This window comes from Thermanaerosceptrum fracticalcis (assembly GCF_000746025.2).
GTDB lineage: Bacteria > Bacillota > Peptococcia > DRI-13 > DRI-13 > Thermanaerosceptrum > Thermanaerosceptrum fracticalcis.
This window is the reverse complement of sequence record NZ_CP045798.1, coordinates 146423-164613: the sequence shown is the minus strand read 5'-3', so window position 1 is coordinate 164613 and position 18191 is coordinate 146423. Positions and strand designations below refer to the sequence as shown.

The window sequence follows — 18191 nt, the reverse complement described above, 5'->3', positions numbered from 1 at the left end:
CTACGAAAGGACTGGTTCGTTTTGCCCCAAGGATACCTCTTATTATTGCTGCACGCTCATTTGCCTTTTATCCGTCACCCCGAACACGAGGACTTTCTGGAAGAGCGCTGGTTTTTCGAAGCTACCCTGGAAACGTATTTGCCTCTTTTGGAGATGCTGGAAAATCTTCACCGGGATGGAGTGGACTTTTCCCTTACCCTCTCCTTTTCTCCTACGCTCTTAACCATGTTTTCCGACGAACTTTTACAACAACGTTTACAGAGACACCTGGAAAAGCTATTAGAATTGACGGAAAAAGAAATCAAGCGAACTAAAGAAAGGCCTGAAAATGCTCTAGCTCACATGTATAGGGAACGGATTTCCGGCCTATACCATTATTACCTGGACCGCTGCCGTAAGAATCCCCTCCTGGTACTCCAGCATTTACTTTCCACAGGAAAAGTAGAATTGATCACCTGCGCCGCAACCCACGGCTTTTTACCCTTCATGCGGCGGGAAGCGGCGGAAGCACAAATTGCCACAGCCGTTTCCACCTTCCAGCAATATTTTGGCCAAACCCCCCCGGGCCTCTGGCTCCCGGAATGCGCCTATTATCCGGGTATAGAAAATATCCTTGACAAATACAGGCTAAAGTACTTTTTTGTGGACACCCACGGTCTCCTCTACGGTAACCCCGCCCCCTGCTGGGGAGTATATTCGCCGGTCCAATGTCCGAACGGGGTAGCCGTTTTCGGTCGCGATCCCGAATCATCCAAACAGGTATGGAGTAAGGAAGAAGGCTATCCCGGTGACTTTACCTACCGTGAATATTATCGCGATATCGGCTGGGATTTACCATTGGATTATATAAGGCCCTATATTCATCCCGATGGCATTCGTTTGAATACAGGCATTAAATATCATCGGATTACCGGTAAAACCAATGACAAGGAACTCTATGACCCCTGGGCCGCCAGGGAAAAAGCCGCCCTCCATGCGGGCAACTTTATGTTCAACCGCCAGAAACAGGTGGAATACCTTTCTTCTTTTATGGACAGAGCCCCAGTCATCGTGGCGCCTTATGATGCAGAGCTTTTTGGCCACTGGTGGTTTGAAGGGCCTATCTGGCTGGAGATATTACTGCGGAAAATTCATTACGACCAGGAGACCCTTAAGACCATCACCCCTTCCCGGTATTTATCACTTTATCCCGAAAGCCAGGTCATCCAGCCTTCCTTTTCCACCTGGGGAGATAAAGGCTATTATGAGTTCTGGTTAAACGGAAGCAATGACTGGATTTACCGGCACCTTCATAAAGCAGCCAACTATATGGTAGAACTGGCTACCTCCTTGCCAAACACGGAAGGAATTTTACAGAGAGCCCTCCAGCAGGCTGCCCGGGAATTGCTGCTGGCTCAGGCCAGCGACTGGGCCTTTATCATGACAGCCAATACCACCATCAATTACGCCAGGAAAAGAACCCAGGACCACCTGGGACGGTTTTTTAAACTATACCATGACATAAAAAATAACACCCTGGATCCAACCTGGCTCCAGGCCATCGCCTCCAAAGACAATATCTTTCCCGAGATTGATTATGGACTATACCGGCAACAGAATATTAACGATTCAAGAGTAGTGAGTCACCTTTAGACGTTAACCGTGAACCGTACCGGTCACTGGACACTGGTCACCGGATACCAATAATATTTCTCCGCTTCCCGATACCCGAATTAGCAGTATATTATCGTACAACTGACATGAATTATTCATAAATAATTTGGTGTTTGCGGAGAATACTACAAAAGTACAAGTTCCAGGCGAGGAGGAAGATGCGTTTGCCAGAGCAAAAATTACCTAAAGTCGCGTATTTTTGTATGGAGTACGGGTTAGACAATGGTCTCCCTATCTATGCCGGTGGTCTGGGGATACTTGCGGGCGACTATCTCAAAGCAGCCAAAGACCTGAACGTTCCCGTTGTCGGGATAGGCATTCTCTGGCGTCAGGATTATACGACCCAGCTGATTGGGGAAGACGGCTATCCTTATGATCTTTACCCCCGTTACGATTATGAAAATGTTAAGGATACCGGCGTCACAGTCAAACTCCGCATCAGAGGTGGGGATGTGACATGTAGGGTGAGGCTGGTGGACCAGTACGAAAATGCTCCCCTCTACCTCTTAGATACTAATTTTGAGGGGAGCGAGCATGGGTGGATGACAGAGAAATTATACGGAGGTTCAGGACAAGACCGGGTAGCCCAGGAAATGATCCTGGGTATCGGAGGAGTGCGGGCACTAAGAGCCCTGGGTATTGATGTAGACGTCTATCATTTTAACGAAGGACATGCCGTTTTCGCCGGTTTGGAACTAATCCGGGAGAAAATGTCCCGGGGAATGACTTTCGAGGAAGCCTGGGAAGCCACGAAAAAAGAGGTGGTCTTTACTACCCACACCCCGGTAGAAGCGGGAAATGAAACCCATGACTACGCTTTGCTTGGCCATATGGAGGCCTTTAACGGACTGACCTACGAACAGTTAAAAGCCCTCGGCGGTGACCCCTTTAATATGACTGTGGCCGCCTTACGCCTCTCTGAGGCTGCCAATGCCGTTTCCCGGGCCCATGGGGAAACAGCCAGGAACATGTGGAAAAACGTGGAGAAAGCAGCTCCTATTATGGCTATCACCAACGGGGTACACGTAAACACCTGGCAAAACCCAGCCATCAGAGAGGCGTATAAGCAGAAAGGGGATTTATGGCAGCCCCACCTGGAGGCGAAAAAGAAATTATTCAACTATATCCGGACCCATAATAACGTGATTTTTGACCCGGATGTTTTGACCATCGGGTTCGCCCGGCGTGCCGCCGCTTATAAACGGGGTGGACTTATTTTCAGGAATATGGAACTCCTTTCCCCTCTGTTAAAAGAAGGTAAACTGCAGTTGGTATATTCCGGCAAAGCTCATCCCCATGACGGGCAAGGTAAAGCAATTATCCGGGAAATTGTCAATATTGGTAAAGAATTTCCCAACAGAATTACTTTCCTGGAAAACTATGATATGCATATTGCCAGGCTCATGATCCAGGGCTGTGATGCCTGGTTAAACAATCCCCTGCGTCCCCTGGAGGCCAGTGGAACTTCGGGCATGAAAGCAGCTTTAAACGGCGTCTTAAATATCAGCGTTGTTGACGGGTGGGTCGGAGAAGGCGTTATACACAAAGAGAGTGGTTGGCTTCTGGATAGGGTACTACCCGAAGACCCCAACCAGATGAACCAGGATGTCTATGATCTGAAAGCCTTTTACGAAGTACTGCTCGCAGACGTAATGCCTGTATATTACGTAGATAGACCCCGCTGGACCAGGATGATGCAAAAAAGTATAGAGATGGCCCAGGAGAAATTCTCCTCCGAGAGAATGCTCAAAGAATATTACGAACAACTATATCTTAAGGCGGTAGCGGCACAAGCGAAAATTCCCCTTGCTTTGAGGTGACAGCGACTGTCAGATAGCCGATTGTCGAAACACGTTAACCGTGAACCGTGAACCGTAAAATAAAGAGAGTCTGTCAGCGACTGTGCTACAGACTCTCTTTATTTTGTTCAGTATAACTAATTATTCGGAAGTCGGAAAACGGAAATCATTTTACGCCATTTCCATAATCTCTTTGATTTTGTTCATATATGCACTGGTCAACTCATTGGCTATTTCCATGGAACTGCCTTCGCTGAAAATCTGGACCAGAGGCCGCTCCGGATCTGGCAAAATTAACGTCCATCCCTCGGGGTGATTAAACTTTACACCCTCCACAGTATCGGTTCGCAATTCAGTATCAAAGTTCTCGATGAGAGAGCGAATAATTTTCCCTTTAATGGTCCAGTTACATTCCATAGCATCTCGATGCAGGTAAAAAGGAGGAATTTTGGCCATGATTTCCGAAAGGGCCAGCCTTTCCCGGGACATGGCTACCAGCAGTTCCAGGATAGCCCGCAGGCCGTCAAATTCCAGGTTAAACTGTTTTTCGCCGCTTTCTCCTCCTTGCAGAATAGTTTCCATACGGGCTTGTACGGCTCTTTTGGTACGCACTACCCTGCCGTAATATTTTTCCGCGATTTTTTCGAAGGCCGTGGGAGCGCTGACCGGTACTACCAGGGTGCTCCCCGGGTTATTGTAGAAAAAGAGATAGGCTAATAAGGTATTGGCCCTGTCCTCCTCCAGTTTATTGCCCTTTTCATCAAAAAGCACATACCCCTCTCCCTGGCGATCCAGGTAAATTCCTATATCTGCCCCTTTAGCCGGTACTGCCTCATGGAGTTTACGGTAAGGAACTTCCTCCACTTCACAGCCTGACTCCCTCAAGAACTGGGCAACAGCCTGTTTAAGCCTGTCCGCCGGGCAATCAAAAAGAACTTTCAAAGACAGCTTATCCATTATCTGCTGGCGCAGGTGCCAAAAGTATAATTCCTCTACCGTGGATAAGGTAAGGATATTTTTTATTTTTTCACCGGACACCAGGGTAAAGTCTTCTACGGCCAGCATATTTTCCAGCTTTCTTTCCTGGGACAGGCTGATATTAGCGCCTTTCTCATTCAAGAAAAGTATTTGTATCATGTTTTCCTGGGGAGAGAATACAACATGGCTTCCCCCGCTAAACCGGCCGTTTTTTAAAGCGAAGCGGGTCATAGGCAAAACAAGGTCTCCCAGGTCATAAACCTGCTGTCCTACGGCCTGTAAGCCGCAAGCCAATGCTTGTTTAATCATCCGGGAAGCAGGGTATTCGTCACTGCTGACACCTACTTTTCCCCCTGGAGTCACTAAAGACCCAAAAGCACTCCCCAGGCTGTTAGCCAATTTAGGGGTGATATCCACATTCAATTCACCTTTGATGCCTTTGGCACCGAAAAGGTTGGCAAAGAACCTGTTTGCCCAAATTAAATTCTCCTTAAGGGTGGTTCCTTCCTGAATTGTTTTACCAGGCCAGATTTTCGTTTGCGGCATAACGGTACAGTTCTCCCCGATGGTGGAACCATCACCCACAATGGCCCCTTCATAGGTGGCCGAGTTGTCTTTTACATAAACGCCCGAACAGAGAATGGTCTTTCTGATGGCTGCCCCCTTGCCCACCATTACCCCCTTGCCCAAAACTGATTTCTTGACCGAAGCCCGCTCCTTCAGTTTACAGTTATCTGCCAGCACACTATAAGCCCCCAGGAAAACTTCAGGCCCGACCCTGCAGTTATTGCCGATGATCAGTGGTGCTTCCAACCTGGCTGAGGGATGAATCTCCGTATGGTTACCTACCCAGATTCCCGGTGATATTTGTCGATATGGTAAGAGAACATCAACTTTTTTATCCAAAATATCTGCATGAGCCTGGAGATAGGCCTCGGGATTTCCAATATCACACCAGTAGCAGTTGGCAGTATAGCCATACAAAGGTTGCCCCTTTTCCATAAGAAGGGGGAAGAGATTTTTACTAAAATCAAAAAAGGTATATTCGGGAATAAAGTCTAATACTTGAGGTTCGAGGATATAGATCCCGGTGTTTACTTTATCACTGAAAACCTCGCTCCAGCCCGGTTTTTCCAGAAAACGCTCGATTTTACCGTTTTTTTGCGTGATGACGATCCCATATTCCAGGGGATTGTCCACGGTTATTAGGACCAGTGTAGCCAGCGCCCTGTTCTTTTTATGAAATTCCACCGCTTCGGCAAGGTTCAGATCGGTTAAGGCATCTCCGCTGATGACGATAAACGTCTCATCCAAAAATTCCTGGGCATTCTTGACACTGCCGGCGGTACCTAAAGGTTTATTTTCTACAAAATAACGCAAATTTACCCCGTATTCAGTACCGTCCCCAAAATAATCCATAATATTAGAAGCCATATATTGCACGGTAACACCGATATCCGGAAAGCCATACTTTTTTAAGAGGTTAATAGTATGGAGCATAACCGGGCTGTTAGCCAGAGGAACCATTGGTTTGGGCCGGACACAGGTTAAGGGGCGCAGCCTGGTACCTTCTCCTCCCGCCATAATAATTGCTTTCAATAGTCATACCTCCCCAATACATCGTTAGCATTTATTTTGTTTACAAAATAGGGCTGCCATTGGGATTTCCCGCTTTCCTCCAAAATTTCCTGATAAACACCCAGAGTTTTTTGAGCCACGCCGCTCCAGGTATAATCCCGCAGCACATAGTGATAGGCATTTTCAGCCAGTCTTTTGGCAAGGCCAGATTCTTTTAAGAGGCGAATAATTTGCCTGGCCAGGGCGTTTCCGTCACCGGGGGGGAAGAGCAAACCGTTTTTCTCATGTTTCACTATCTCCCGTAAGCCCCCCGTATCTGAGACCACAATAGGCGTCCCGGTAGCCATGCCTTCCAGGGCTACAATACCAAAGGGTTCATAGAGGCTGGGAAAGACGGCAAGCTCAGCATAGTTGTACAGGGCATTACGTACCGTATCCTCTATATACCCTATAAACTGCACCTTATGCTCCAGGCCCATTTCCCGGGACATACGTTTTAGTTCTTCCTCATAGGGTCCTTTACCGGCCAGGATAAATTTTGCCTCAGGTACTTCCCTCAAGATACCGGGAACGGCCTGCAGCAAAGTCTGGACACCTTTTTCCGGAACCATGCGCCCGATGTAAAAAACGATTTTTTCCTCCGGGAGCGCAAAATTTTGGCGGGAAGGGGCTTTTTGGGGATCAAAGGTGAATTCACTCAGTTCGATAGCATTAGGAATGACCCTCATCTTGTCAGCAGGGGTCTGGAAAATAAAGCCCACCTCGTCCTTCATGGACTGGCTGCAGACAATGACCCGCCATGACTCGTAGGTGAGCCACCACTCTACACTGCTGATGTAATGCTGCAGCTCACTGTGTAATCCTTGGTTGCGCCCGTATTCCGTGGCATGAATAGTGCAAACAAGGGGCAGGCGATAGATGTGTTTCAAAGCCCGGGCCGCAAAAGCTACCAGCCAGTCATGGGCATGAAGCAAAGCAATATCTTCACTGGCGTTGATTAAACGGACAGCTTCCTCCAGGAGGCTGTAGTTCAGGTGCTGGATGTCTGTAATAAAGTTCAGGGAAGGCAAAGCATAGGGTTGTACGGGATGAAAAGAGACCCCTCCTCTTGGCCGCCCAGAATCATTTTTGGCCTCACCCGGGGTAATAACCTCTACCTCCCAGCCTTCCTGGCCCAGGGCTTGACTCAAACCCGCTACATGCCGGGCCAATCCTCCTACCGTACGGGGTGGAAACTCCCAGGTTAACGTTAAGATCTTCATTTATCAAATCACTCCAGAACTGTTTCTTACTCATTTCAACAGTAAATATTTTTGGCAGCTTTACGGTAAATTACTCTTCCTTTTCCATAAAAAAAAGCGTGACCTGGTCGGTCACGCGCTCTTGTTTTTTTTACCAGAATGGGGGATTGCCATTTATTACAAGCAATTACATTTCTGATAGCCCGTCTTCAATATCATTCCCATTTATAGACGGCCGGCCTCCTGTTGCTTAAAGAAGGCAGCTCGCTTCTCACCCTGTAAAGATAGTCAAGATCTATTTCCGCCGTAATGATTCCTTCCTTGTCGCTGCTCCTGGCAATAACCTCGCCCCATGGGTCGATGATCAGGCTTTTTCCATAGGTCTGGAATGCCGGTTTTACCCCGATCTGGCCCGGAGCTATGATATAATACTGGTTTTCAATGGCCCTTGCTCTAAGCAGCGGTTCCCAGTGATCCTTTCCCGTATAAAGGGCAAACATCGCCGGGACAAAGACGATTTCCGCCCCGCGCAGGGCCATAATCCGGTATAGTTCGGGGAAACGCAGGTCATAGCAGATGCTGAGACCGATTTTACCCAGTTCGGTGCCGGCCACCACTATTTCCTCCCCCGGCTTCTTAGTGTAAGATTCCAACATTGAGGGCCCGTTGACCACCTGAACATCGTAAAGGTGGATTTTCCTGTATAATGCAGTGATTTCACCGGCAGGATTCAAGAGCACCGAAGTGTTGTATACTTTCCTTTTCCCCGGGATGATTTCCGGAATACTGCCGCAGTGCAGCCACACCCCGTACTGCCTGGCTTTTTGGGCGAAGAACTCAATGGTAGGACCGGGAATAGTTTCGGCATTACTCAATTCGCCTTCCCTATTTCCGATATAGTTGACGAATTCAGGCATGCCGATGAGCCTGGCCCCGCGGGCCGCCGCTTCATCAATAAAGCCCTCCAATTTGGCCAGGTTCCCGGCTTTGTTGTTCTGGGTATCTATTTGAATAGCCGCTACAAGAAACCTTTTCACTGCAATCTCCCCTTAATCCATATTTACCCTTTTATTTTATCTTATTTAGCAACCTCCGGGGAGTAGGTTTAAAAGAAACCTCAAGGATCTTTGCGGTTCCTTGACTTAACCCCTTCTATACTTTCCCTGCAAAACCATTCACCCGGCTGCTCAAAAAAACATCCAGGTAAATCCTGAACTTTTTAGATCTTGCTTTCTTCAGCCAGGAGCAGGCTTTTCAGTATACGTCCCCCGGTGACCGGACGGGCCTGCCCGGCTGACCTCCATCCTCCCGAAAATAAAACAATCCAGGAACAAAGGATTTCCAGCAGGGCACAGCCTTTATCCACCAAGCACACAATACAGCTTTCCGGGTACCTGGGCAGCTGCCAGGTTAATGGCCACATGTGCTTCAGGATAATGTCCCTTTCCTTCTCCTTGAGAGGCACCAGGACTTCCGCATTCTTCAGAGCAATGCGGGGATGAACAAAGGCGTGTTTCCCTTCCGGCAAGTTTTCCACCCGCCAGTCATACAGGAAAAAATCATGCAGCAATCCTCCTCTGGCTGCGGCTTTACAGTCCAAACCCAGTGCAGCACAAATAATGTAGCTGTAATATGATACGTTCAGGGAATGCTCCAGGCGGGATACAATATAGTGATGCCTGAACCGGTTCATTTGCCACACCGTTTCGTTTGACAGTAAATCCCACACGTACTCTTTATATTCGTCGAAATTAGATCCACCTGAACTTGATTTGCGCTTTAATCTTTTCCACTTTGCCATTTAAGAATCCCCTTATTTCCTGGTTTATGACACCCAACTGCTGGAAACGGATCCCTGGGAAAGCCAAGATAATTCTACGGTATAAAAGGAGCTTATCCCGCACCTGACCTGCCGGCCGCAAGTAATGGGCAGCCAGCACCTGCCGCAGGTTGATAATCTCATTGGCCGAGTTCACGGTATCAAAAACAAAATAAACAACCAACATAGCGACCAGGGCTGCTTTACCAGCAGGGTTAACAACTTCCAGCAGCGATAAGCTTACCGGATGTACGACTTCCACAAGCAAACAGGCCAAAAGACCCCACAGTAAGGAATAGCTCAAACACACCCTGCCCTGGATGTTCAGGAAGTTTTCACTATAATCCCACCACCGACAGCCGAAGATTTTTTCCATGGCCAGGCTCACCAGGTACTCCAGGAACGAGGCCAGCAGGAAAGCCAGGAAAAATTTGACCGGCAGAGAGTACATCGTTCCCGCTCCAAGAATATTGTCTGCAATTCGCGAGGAGAATATTACCAGCAATGCGCCAAAACCGTAAATAGGGACAAAGGGCCCCGACAGGAAACCCCTGTTGACAAAGCGTTTCTCCCGTATACTGGCGTAAACCGTCTCCAATACCCATCCGCCAAAAGAATATAGAGAAAATATGATGACGATGTCGAACAGATCAGTATACATGAAAAACACCTCCCACTCCTCAACTTTTGGTTCTAATACGTTTTTTTAACCGTTTATATATTCTGTCGCTGGGACCAAGCCTTAATTTCTCTCACTCCAGGATCAGCTGGATAGCATTAATGGAATCTTCTAGATTTTCCTCGCCGGGGTCCAAAAGGACTTGAATAGCAGTGCCGTACATGGCCCCCAGGATCATCCTGGCTATGTTATGGCTGGAATATCCCCTGAAGTTTTCTCCGGGAAGGGTTTGGATCAAAATGTATTCTTCGATTTTTTGCGACAACTCCCTGAACAGCTTGCGCAGGAGGCTGCTGAAAACCGGTGACCAGAGGGCCAACCCCGTCAGGTCATAAAAGATGCGAAAAAGCCCCGGGTCGTTATTCAGCATTTCCTGGAAGAATCTTTTCAACGAAGCCATCTTCTCCTGGGGCGTAGTCCCTTCTTTTAAGTACTCCTCAAACCTGGCCAGGTATTTTTTCGTCATCATGTTCACCACTTCAATGAAAAGGCCCTGCTTGCTGCCGTAGTAATAATTGAGCTGGCTTAAGACCACTCCGGCTTTTTGGGCTATATCCCGCAGGGAAACCTGGGCATAACCCCTGGTGGCAAGGCATTCATAGGCTGCATCCAGGATTTTTTGAGCCTGGGAAAATTTGGCTGCCGCTTGCATTATACACGCCTCCATGAATTCGTACAAACGTCCGATTTGTTTACTAATATATTCCAAATAGCGTTCTTTGTCAATACTTTTCTGCCAGATTTAACAACTCTTACGCAGAAAAAAATACACCCTTTTTTCAAAGGGTGTCAGGTTGTTTAAATACAGTTGGCTTAGATAACGCATTGGTCAGGGTTTAGTTTATTAAACCCTCTCCCCGTCATGAATGTTGATGCTCCAGTTGTGGCCGTAATTATTATCCCAGTTATTGGCGCCATCATGGAAACAAAAATTTAACTGGGAATCAAGGGGGTTCACATCGCAGGTCCAGCTATCTTTAGCACGGTTCATGGGAATATCTTCTACATTGTACCAGTTCTTGTTGCTCCCGTAACCGATATGGGCGTAAACTTGCGCCGCACCGCTTTGGGCCAGTAAGCCGTTGTAACTGATGGTGATGGTGTCTTCGGCTGTGGCTGGCATGGGTTCAACACTTACACCCCTTTCCACCGTACTGGTCCGCGTTTTATTATTTTCGGTTGCCATGGTTTTTCTTGCCACAAAAACTGCCTCCTTTTTTCTTAAAGGTTGATAATCCTACAAGATATTATTCACTATCCAAATTCCGATTATGAATGAAAATTAACATCACATTGTCCTTTTTCTCCTGTCCGAAGATATCCCTGTCACCGGCAATTCTCCTGAGAAAAGCATAAACCACTCCAGAACAATTTCTTTATAAAACCCAACAGTAGATATTTTGATCAGCTTTAGAGAAAATTACTCAATTTTTGTTCACAAAAAAAGCCGGCCTTAGCAACCCGTCCTGCAGATTGTTAACAGGATGAGATTGCTTAAGGTGGCTTAAAATAACTGGCAACCTTGCTATTTTATTTAGGGTACTTACCTATCATTTTCCAAAGGAATCTGTGCACGGAATGGGGAAACCCTACGGGCTCGGCGAACATCAGAATACATTCACCATAGACAAGATTCAGCTTATTTTCCCGGCAATATAATATGGCCTTGGCTGACTGAGCCCCCTGCTGCAGCCATATGTTTTTTATGCCCGACTGCACTGCTTCTTTGACAATCTCCTCCGTCCGGTCAGGAGAAACACAAATAAAGACCCCGCCAACTTTTTCCGGCAAGGCATTTAAAGAAGAATAACAGGGGTCCCCATTAATAGTCCGTAATTCTGGATGAATTTTACATTTTTTCCGTGGTCGCGCGGCATTATTACTTCTGCAAATATAGAAATCTGCATTAAGTGGCTGAAATTATCCATGTCCTCATTATTCAAGCTTCTCCTCATGCAACCAATACAGACATCGGCTGCTTGTAGCTCCTTTACTTCGTTAGATTTTCCAGGCTGAATCATCTTAATATTAGGAAAACGGTTACATATATACTGTCTCACTCCGCCTTCAAAATCTGTTCCGCCAAAATTCATCGTGTGTAATATCATAAACCAAACCAATCCCCTCCTGTCTGGTAGCGAAAGAATGAAAAACAAACCAAGCTTGATCTTGCCAAACAGATGCTCGCAGAGGTGCGCCATCTAAACAGTGCCAGACTCTGGGTAGCCATGAATCGCCCCTCCCTCTGCGAAGTGATAAGGTACTTCTTCAACGCCGGTTGTCGGATCCGCTGTTGCGAGCAGTTGATCCAAGTCTGTTTTGACACGGCAACCCAGCGTTTTTCAAGGCTTATTGATAAATTCTGGCCACATTCTTTTGAACTTAGGTTATGGGGTTGGTAAAATTATCCTGAAACTGCATAACTACTGATCTACAATATATTTCTTTAGATGAATTACTTAAAGAATAAATTTTTATGGTGGCTAAAGATGTCAAGACATTTTTTTGACCTTGTTTAAGGTGGTTTTTCTACCTCCTTAGTGTATTTTGTAAGTAAAATATTGTTAATAATAACATTTGTTAACTGGTAATTATGTCACATTTTACCAGACAAAATACTACTTGACTCCTGTTCGTCAAGTTCGTAATCGACGTACTGACTCTTAGCGACCACTAGGGAGCTTAGAGTCAGTAGGAGGCTTCGAACTTGACGGAGTAGCCAGGATTATACTGGTCAGAGGGGGTTTGGACACCAGAGTGGCCAATACCCCCTAAATGCTCTATAATCCTCGGCTTAATAGACTCGAAATGTTATTTGGAAGTGTTCCAAGGTATAATTGCCGAAGTAGACTTCGGCCGGAGTCAAATTTTTCAGTGCCTGATGCGGCCTGTAGTTGTTGTATTTTTCAAAGAACCTGGCAAGACCGAGACGGGCTTCACGGGGGCTTGTATAGTCGTTTATGTAGACCTCCTGGTACTTAACTGTACGCCAGAGTCTCTCGGTAAAAATGTTGTCCATAGCACGACCTCGCCCGTCCATGCTGATTTTGATCCCTTTACTCAGTAATGCTGTGGTATACCGCTCGCTAGTAAACTGGCTTCCCTGGTCACTGTTGGCAATCTCAGGCTTGCCAGTCCGCAATGCCCTATGGAGAGCTTCCAGCACAAAATCGACTTCAAGAGTACAGTCCAGTTCCCAGGCTACTACGAACCTCGAGAACCAGTCTAGAAAAGCCACCAGGTACAACCAGCCCTTTCTGAGGCGGATAAAGGTGATATCAGTACCCCAAATGTGGTTGGGGAAGGATGCCTTAACGCCGCGAAGCAAATAGGGATAGACTTTATGCTCGTGGTTCCGGCGGCTGAGGTTCGGCCCTGGCCTGATTGCAGATATCCCCATTTCCCGCATATACTTCTGTACCGTGGGTCGACTGATGCAAAAGCCTTCCCGGTTCAGAATCGCGGTAATCGGGCGAGAACCCAAGTAGGGGTCCTCCGTATAAATGCGGTCGATTCTATGCTTGATAGCAATTTCCAAAGGCGATGGTGGTACTGGCCGGTAATAAAGACTCGAACGGTTGAGCGAAAGTAGTTCTGCCTGAGCTGTTAATGGTAGCTCGGGTTCTCAAAATCCACCAGTTCAATTCTTTCAGCTCTAGTCCAATTTGAGGCCAGATTTTTTTTTAAGCCAGTTGAGCTTAGTTGTCAACTCGCCAATCTCTGCATAAAGTTCTTGAATCTTGTTCTTTAAGGTCTCTTTCTCCTTGTCACCCTTTCTGCGACCATCTTCAAGAACTTCCACCAGAGCACCTATTGCCTCTTTCTTCCATTTAAGCAATTGATTTGGATGTATCTCATACTCCGAAGCAATCTGGGATATGGTTTTTTCTTCCTTGAGAATTTCCAGTACAACCTTGGCTTTAAACTCCCCAGAATATGATTTTCTCATGGTCACAATCCACCTTAAAGAAAGCTGTTTTTTTGTCTAGTTTTCTTTATCCATTATAATTTTGCCGAAAGTGCAAAGTAATACAAAAACTTTTGAAGATTTACTTAAGGCTATCTCAAACAAAGGTCTTAAGATAACTTCACCAGTGCCAGGCACTAAATATTCGCTCGGAGAAGCTGAATTTACAATACTTGCTCCCAACGGTTCCGGTTATAAGGATGTCAACGATTATTCTGTGGTTGTCAAATTGCAGTTTGGAAAAACATCGTTTTTGTTGACAGGAGATGCAGGTGTTCAACCAGAAGGGGAGATGCTTTCAAAGGGTTTTAATTTAAAAGTAGACCTTTTAAAAGTCGGTCACCACGGTAGTCGTTATTCAACATCAACAGATTTCTTGAAAGCTGTAAGCCCTCAATTTGCTGTAATATCGGTTGGAAAGGATAACCCTTATGGCCATCCGGCACCAGAAACAATTAAGAAAATTACCAATGCAAGAATTCAACTTTACAGGACGGATGAGTTGGGAACCATCATTGCCACTAGCGATGGAGATATAATAAAAATAGATAAGAAGGCCTCTCCTGTAAAAGCTCAAGCACCTCCTCAAACGGTAGGAGTAGACAAGGGAGAATCAAAACAGGCAGCAAAAGCTTCAGATTATAGTTATATTGGGAACAAGAACTCAAAGAAGTTTCATTTGCCTATTTGCGGTTCATTGCCGGCAGAACAAAACAGGATTTATTTCAAAACAAGAGGAGAGGCTATTAGTGCAGGTTATGAGCCATGTAAAATATGCAAGCCATAGGAGGATTTGGAATGAAGGTGATAATTGACAGGTTTGAAGGGCCATTTGCGGTTTGTGAAGATGAAGAAAGGAAAATGATAAACATTGAGAAGGAAAAACTGCCAAAGGAAGCCAAAGAGGGCTCTGTACTGATCATTCAGGGAGATGAAATTGAAATAGACTACAATGAAACAGAAAATAGAAAAAACAGAATAAAAAAAATGATGGACTCGTTGTGGGAATAGAAAATAACAAATAATTAAAAAAATAGATAAATAAGATAAGTGATTTAAAAGAACAGGAGTTATGCAGTTGGTGGAAATAAATAGAAAATGATAACTCCAAAAATATTTTTTTTAAAAAAAAGATCCTAATTTTCGACAAAAAAGGCTTGACTTTTTCGGAAAGCCCCCATAATCGCTTTGGATGGTATTTTCTACCATCGCTCTAGCGATATGGGTGATGCTGATGAAGAAACTGTGTAAACCAACTTTCGAAAAAAAGGATCACGGTCAAGGTGCCGGAATCCCGGTACTCAAGACAATTTGGGATTTATTTGACCTGTCTCTGCTGTTTTCCCAGTCCGGAATACGCAAACACTCCGGAATTCCAGCGTGGCTCCTGGCTTTTGCCTACATCTGCGGCCTTGTTAATCATTCAAGTTCTGCAAATCAAAATGCTAAGTTTTCAACGGAAGCTCCATTTTTACAACAACTGCTTTCCGGGCAAATCATCTCTCAAAGTGCCTTCAGCCGGTTTCTCTCCAAGCCCTTTCAGTGGCTCCGGTTCTCTTTGGGCAGATTTGCCAGGTTACAAGAAAATACGGATAGCAGGCTGACCGACGGCGATATCATTGCCTTAGACGATACCAAAATTGAGCATCCTCACGGTAAAAAAATCCCCTTTCTCTGTTGGCTCTTTGACAGTTCGGATAAGCGCCATGTATGGTGTATTAATCTTGTGTCGACCCTGGCTATCTTAAAGAATGGTCTTGAATATCCCATGTTATGGCGCTTTTGGGTTAAAACCGGTCAGGAGAATGAAAAACAAAGCAAGCTTGATCTTGCTAAACAGATGCTCGCAGAGGCTCGTCAGCTGAACAAGGCCAGACTATGGGTAGCCATGGATCGCTGGTTTTTGTGTAAAAAGTTCCTGAACTGGCTGATGGGTCAAAATTTTGACTGGGTTACCAAAGCCAAACGTAACACAGCGCTATTCAGGAAAATCTACGACCCGGTACTAGGAAAGGAACGCTACATTAAACTTAATCCGAAGCAACTGCTGCGAGAAGTTTATTCCCAGCTTCGGGTCCTTGGCAAAGAATCGGTTCTCAGTATTCCGGACATTTACATCAAAATGCCCTATGAGACCTTAACACGCAAGGGAAAACCCATTACTAGACAACGTTTTTTACCCATAGCTGCCATTGCAGCCACTTATGAGAAGCAGGCTGTCGAGGGCAGCATAGTTCTTCCGGAGGAAGAATGCCCAGCAACCTTCAAGGATGCGTATCTCCTGATAAGCAATCGCGTAGATACGCCGGAAGAAGCTGCAACTGCCTATGTTAAACGATGGAGAATAGAAGTTTTTTACCGCACCGCTAAACAGAATCTTGGTTTAACATCTTGCTATGCTCAGTCTGAAACAGCTCATTTCGCACATGTGGAGCTCTTGTTTACAGCGAAGACCCTTCTTTGTTATGCCTCTTGGGAGTGCAATAAAGAAGGCGCCGAACAAGCCCCCTCCCTCTGCGAAGTGATAAGGTACTTCTTCAACGCCGGTTGTCGGATCCGCTGTTGCGAGCAGTTGATCCAAGTCTATTTTGACACGGCAACCCAGCGTTTTTCAAGGCTTATTGATAAATTCTGGCCACATTCTTTGGAACTTAGGTTATGGGATTGGGAAAATTATCCTGAAACTGCATAACTACTGTGTAGATAATTACCATTTTGTAACCAAGACAAAAAACACACCTCATCAGTGTGTTTTTTCAATGATGGAGCTAAAGTTAATCTCAGGATTGATGATGCTGAACGAAGGGTTTTGAAAGCAAAAAGAAAAAACCGACCTGGCCGGGCGCCATCTTACCGGGGCAGACGGGCCAGGGAAGAAAACATTTCCAGCAAAGCGCAGCCCTTATCCACCAGGCAGACGATAAAGCTCTCGGGTTATTTGGGCAGCCGCCAGGTCAAGGGCCACATATGTTTCAGGATAATATCCCGCTCCTTCTCCTTAAGTGGCACCAGGTTCTCCCCATTCCGCAAAGCAATACGGGGATGGACAAAGGCGTGTTTCCCTTCCGGCAAGTTTTCCACCCGCCAGTCATAGAGGAAAAATCATGCAAATGCCCTCAGCATTTACTGGAAAAATCTTTTTATAGCTGCCTTCTTCTCCTGGGGCGTAGTCCCTTCTTTTAAGTACTGCTCAAACCTGGCCAGGTATTTTTTCGTCATCATGTTCACCACTTCAATGAAAAGACCCTGCTTGCTGCCGTAATAATAATTGAGCTGGCTTAAGACCACTCCGGCTTTTTGGGCTATATCCCGCAGGGAAACCTGGGCATAACTCCTTGTGGCAAGGCATTCATAGGGCGCATCCAGGATTTTTTAAGCCTGGGAAAATTTGGCTGCCGCTTGCATTATACACGCCTCCATGAATTCGTACTTACGTCCGATCTTTTGCAGTGTTCTTTGTCAAATATTTGCTGGTCAATACGTATTCAGGGCGACATTGAGGGCCTTTTCCTATTTTCGTCCATGTTTTACTATACTTTCACTGTATGTATGCCTATTTATACTCTAATAGAATTATCCATATAATAATTGTAGGATAGACTGACGGGAGGGTACCAAAATGATTATAAAGTCATCCACAACTCTTCGTAACGATTACAATACTATTGCAAAGCTCGCTCATGAGAAAGGCGAACCGATATACATCACCCGAAACGGTAAGGGGGATCTTGTTGTGATGAGCATTGCAGCCTTTGAACGCCGGGAAGTCATGCTTGACTTACGTGAAAAATTATTGTTTGCTGAACAACAGCGTCTTGCTGGTGAACTGACAATCTCGCTAGATGAAGCACATAAGCGCCTAAAGGGAAAAATCAATGAAAAAGTATGACGTTGAACTGCTTCCTGCCGCTTATGCAGACTTGGATGAAATATTTGATTACATCATGATAGATATGCTGAAGGATGAATTGAAATAATATATGGTCCCCACTGTCAGGCCCATAGCGGACTTTCACCGCCAAGCGTGCGCCCATTCCGCACACCACCACAAAAATACACCCTTGGGCAAAGGGTGTATTTTTATAGAGGCATATCCTTATATTGACTTTTCCCCGTCATGAATGTTGATGCTCCAGTTGTGGCCGTAATTATTATCCCAGTTATTGGCGCCGTCATGGAAACAGAAATTTAACTGGGAATCAAGGGAGTTCACATCACAGGTCCAGCTATCTTTTGCACGGCTCATGGGGATATCTTCTACATTGGACCAGTTCTCGTTGCTCCCGTAACCGATATGGGCGTAAACTTGCGCCGCACCGCTTTGGGCCAGTAAGCCGTTGTAACTGATGGTGATGGTGTCTTCGGCTGTGACTGGCATGGGTTCAACACTTACACCCCTTTCCACTGTACTGGTCCGCGTTTTATTATTTTCGGTTGCCATGGTTTTTCGTGCCACAAAACCTGCCTCCTTTTTTAT

General features: G+C 45.9%; 19 protein-coding genes and 1 pseudogene. 7 read left to right on the top strand and 13 right to left on the bottom strand.

Features of this window, described 5'->3' with window-relative positions:
* The first annotated feature begins 21 nt into the window (after window positions 1-21).
* Together BR63_RS00925 and glgP are read left to right on the top strand one after the other, a co-directional pair.
* Entirely contained in the window at window positions 22-1632 is a 1611-nt protein-coding gene (locus tag BR63_RS00925; RefSeq protein ID WP_034424618.1) for a glycoside hydrolase family 57 protein, read from the top strand.
* Between the two features lie 185 nt (window positions 1633-1817).
* Window positions 1818-3473, top strand: coding sequence for an alpha-glucan family phosphorylase (gene glgP / locus BR63_RS00920; protein ID WP_420825486.1), 1656 nt, complete (start codon window positions 1818-1820; stop codon window positions 3471-3473).
* A gap of 150 nt (window positions 3474-3623) precedes the next feature.
* Here glgP and BR63_RS00915 read toward each other — a convergent pair whose 3' ends face one another.
* From BR63_RS00915 to BR63_RS00875, 9 genes are all read right to left on the bottom strand, one after another.
* Window positions 3624-6029, bottom strand: coding sequence for a sugar phosphate nucleotidyltransferase (locus tag BR63_RS00915; protein WP_034424615.1), 2406 nt, complete (start codon window positions 6027-6029; stop codon window positions 3624-3626).
* Window positions 6026-7270 (bottom strand): glycosyltransferase family 4 protein, encoded by a 1245-nt coding sequence (locus BR63_RS00910; protein ID WP_034424612.1) that lies wholly within the window; start codon window positions 7268-7270, stop codon window positions 6026-6028. The genes BR63_RS00915 and BR63_RS00910 overlap by 4 nt, the downstream gene beginning before the upstream one ends.
* Window positions 7271-7464: 194 nt before the next feature.
* Window positions 7465-8286, bottom strand: a complete 822-nt coding sequence (locus tag BR63_RS00905) for a carbon-nitrogen hydrolase family protein (protein WP_034424609.1) — start codon at window positions 8284-8286, stop codon at window positions 7465-7467.
* A 182-nt stretch (window positions 8287-8468) separates the two neighbouring features.
* On the bottom strand, window positions 8469-9050 hold the full coding sequence (locus BR63_RS00900) for an HD domain-containing protein (RefSeq protein ID WP_081908267.1): 582 nt from the start codon (window positions 9048-9050) through the stop codon (window positions 8469-8471).
* The gene (locus tag BR63_RS00895) at window positions 9001-9729 is read right to left on the bottom strand and encodes a putative ABC transporter permease (RefSeq protein WP_034424606.1); all 729 of its coding nucleotides are present in this window, start codon (window positions 9727-9729) and stop codon (window positions 9001-9003) included. Before BR63_RS00895 ends, BR63_RS00900 begins: the two co-directional genes overlap by 50 nt.
* A 91-nt stretch (window positions 9730-9820) precedes the next feature.
* Entirely contained in the window at window positions 9821-10399 is a 579-nt protein-coding gene (locus tag BR63_RS00890) for a TetR/AcrR family transcriptional regulator (RefSeq protein ID WP_034424603.1), read from the bottom strand.
* Between the two features lie 192 nt (window positions 10400-10591).
* The gene (locus tag BR63_RS00885) at window positions 10592-10948 is read right to left on the bottom strand and encodes a carbohydrate-binding protein (RefSeq protein WP_051966109.1); all 357 of its coding nucleotides are present in this window, start codon (window positions 10946-10948) and stop codon (window positions 10592-10594) included.
* A gap of 329 nt (window positions 10949-11277) precedes the next feature.
* Window positions 11278-11538: a CoA-binding protein gene (locus tag BR63_RS00880; RefSeq protein WP_243270046.1), complete on the bottom strand. Its 261-nt coding sequence runs from the start codon at window positions 11536-11538 to the stop codon at window positions 11278-11280.
* A gap of 5 nt (window positions 11539-11543) precedes the next feature.
* Entirely contained in the window at window positions 11544-11855 is a 312-nt protein-coding gene (locus BR63_RS00875; protein WP_153802156.1) for a hypothetical protein, read from the bottom strand.
* Window positions 11856-11939: 84 nt separating this feature from the next.
* Here BR63_RS00875 and BR63_RS00870 point away from each other — a divergent pair, with 84 nt between their 5' ends.
* Window positions 11940-12149, top strand: coding sequence for a hypothetical protein (locus BR63_RS00870; RefSeq protein WP_243270045.1), 210 nt, complete (start codon window positions 11940-11942; stop codon window positions 12147-12149).
* A 392-nt stretch (window positions 12150-12541) separates the two neighbouring features.
* Here BR63_RS00870 and BR63_RS00865 read toward each other — a convergent pair.
* Window positions 12542-13702: pseudogene (locus BR63_RS00865) on the bottom strand (IS3 family transposase).
* 64 nt (window positions 13703-13766) lie between these two features.
* On the opposite strand from BR63_RS00865, the gene BR63_RS00860 reads away from it, so the two are divergent.
* From BR63_RS00860 to BR63_RS00850, 3 genes are all read left to right on the top strand, one after another.
* On the top strand, window positions 13767-14501 hold the full coding sequence (locus tag BR63_RS00860; protein WP_153802210.1) for an Ada metal-binding domain-containing protein: 735 nt from the start codon (window positions 13767-13769) through the stop codon (window positions 14499-14501).
* An 11-nt stretch (window positions 14502-14512) separates the two neighbouring features.
* Window positions 14513-14725 (top strand): DUF3006 domain-containing protein, encoded by a 213-nt coding sequence (locus tag BR63_RS00855; protein WP_034426195.1) that lies wholly within the window; start codon window positions 14513-14515, stop codon window positions 14723-14725.
* A 223-nt stretch (window positions 14726-14948) separates the two neighbouring features.
* Entirely contained in the window at window positions 14949-16406 is a 1458-nt protein-coding gene (locus BR63_RS00850) for a transposase (protein WP_243269974.1), read from the top strand.
* Between the two features lie 242 nt (window positions 16407-16648).
* Here BR63_RS00850 and BR63_RS00845 read toward each other — a convergent pair whose 3' ends face one another.
* Together BR63_RS00845 and BR63_RS00840 are read right to left on the bottom strand one after the other, a co-directional pair.
* The gene (locus tag BR63_RS00845) at window positions 16649-16786 is read right to left on the bottom strand and encodes a hypothetical protein (RefSeq protein WP_207724746.1); all 138 of its coding nucleotides are present in this window, start codon (window positions 16784-16786) and stop codon (window positions 16649-16651) included.
* A gap of 51 nt (window positions 16787-16837) precedes the next feature.
* On the bottom strand, window positions 16838-17080 hold the full coding sequence (locus BR63_RS00840; RefSeq protein WP_276568975.1) for a TetR/AcrR family transcriptional regulator: 243 nt from the start codon (window positions 17078-17080) through the stop codon (window positions 16838-16840).
* A 253-nt stretch (window positions 17081-17333) separates the two neighbouring features.
* Here BR63_RS00840 and BR63_RS00835 point away from each other — a divergent pair, with 253 nt between their 5' ends.
* The gene (locus tag BR63_RS00835; RefSeq protein ID WP_034425697.1) at window positions 17334-17603 is read left to right on the top strand and encodes a type II toxin-antitoxin system Phd/YefM family antitoxin; all 270 of its coding nucleotides are present in this window, start codon (window positions 17334-17336) and stop codon (window positions 17601-17603) included.
* Between the two features lie 207 nt (window positions 17604-17810).
* On the opposite strand, the gene BR63_RS00830 is transcribed toward BR63_RS00835, so the two are convergent.
* A complete protein-coding gene (locus BR63_RS00830; protein WP_051966253.1) occupies window positions 17811-18170 on the bottom strand; it encodes a carbohydrate-binding protein in 360 nt (119 codons plus the stop codon).
* Window positions 18171-18191 lie beyond the last annotated feature (21 nt).